Genomic DNA, 1301 nt, shown 5'->3' on the forward strand with positions numbered 1-1301 from the left:
GGCCCGATCATCATGACTGGCGGCGCCATCGGCTCGCTGATCGCGCAGATGCTGCCGGTCAGCGACAACGAGCGCAAGACACTGCTGGTGGCTGGTGCGGCAGCGGGCATGACTACGGTTTTTGGAACACCGATTGCAGCCATCATGCTGGCGGTCGAACTGCTGCTTTTCGAATGGACCCCGCGCAGCTTCATCCCGGTGGCGGTGGCGGCTGTTATCGCCGAGGTCGAGCGCACCATGCTGCATCTGCCCGGGCCGATCTTTCCGTTTCAGGGCGGCATGGAGGTATCCTTTGTCGGCCTTGCCGGCTGGGTGGCGATCGGCGTTTGTGCAGGACTTTTGTCGGGACTGCTGACGCAGATGGTCTATGCCTGCGAGGACGGTTTTCAGAAGCTGCCGATCCACTGGATGTGGTGGCCGATGCTTGGCGGCCTGGTGGTCGGCATAGGCGGGCTGATCGAACCGCACGCGCTCGGTGTCGGCTATGACAACATCACCGACATGCTGGATGGCCGCACCGTCGCGACAGCGGCCCTTCTGCTGCTGGTGGTCAAGGCGATCATCTGGTCGGCAGCGCTCGGCTCGGGAACGTCGGGAGGTGTGCTGGCGCCGCTGTTGATCATGGGTGGGGCTATGGGCGCTGTGCTCGCCGGCGTTCTGCCTGCCGCGGATCCCGGTTTCTGGGCGCTGCTGGCAATGGCCGCCACGATGGGCGGCACGATGCGTGCGCCGCTGACCGCCACGTTCTTCGCCGTCGAACTGACCGGCAACACACATATGCTGGTGCCGCTGATTGCTGCCTGCGCCGCGGCGCACGCCGTCACCGTGCTTCTGATGAAGCGGTCGATCCTGACCGAAAAGATCGCCAGAAGGGGACATCATCTGGTTCGCGAATACCGCGTCGACCCTTTCGCCCTGACCAGGGTGCGCGAGGTGATGACCCCACAGGTCGAAAGCGTGCCGGCGACGATGACGCTGCATGGCGCTGCGGCATTCCTGACAGCGCCGGAAACACGGCATCCGAGTTTCCCGGTGGTCGATGAGCACGGCCATGTGCTGGGCCTCATCGATCCGCCGGCGATATTGCGCTGGAGACGCGCCGGCACGCACCGCACCACCACGCTTGGCGAACTGCTGGCCGGCAGCAAGGTGACGCTGGCCTATCCGGACGAATATCTCGAAGGCCTCTCCGACAAGCTGCTGACGGCCAACGTCTCTCATCTGCCCGTCGTCACTCGCGAAGGCTCTTTGCTGGTCGGCTATGTCGGCTGGAAGGATTTGATGCGCGTGCGGTCCAGGAA

The 1301-nt window shown here is 64.3% G+C and carries 1 protein-coding gene; it reads left to right on the forward strand.

The genetic code is table 11. From position 1 onward, the window contains the following. Positions 1-1301, forward strand: a 1301-nt coding sequence (locus tag EN906_RS34410) for a chloride channel protein (protein ID WP_127375789.1), incomplete at both ends; no start/stop codon positions are given.

This window comes from Mesorhizobium sp. M7A.F.Ca.CA.004.06.1.1 (genome assembly GCF_003999135.1).
Lineage (GTDB): Bacteria > Pseudomonadota > Alphaproteobacteria > Rhizobiales > Rhizobiaceae > Mesorhizobium.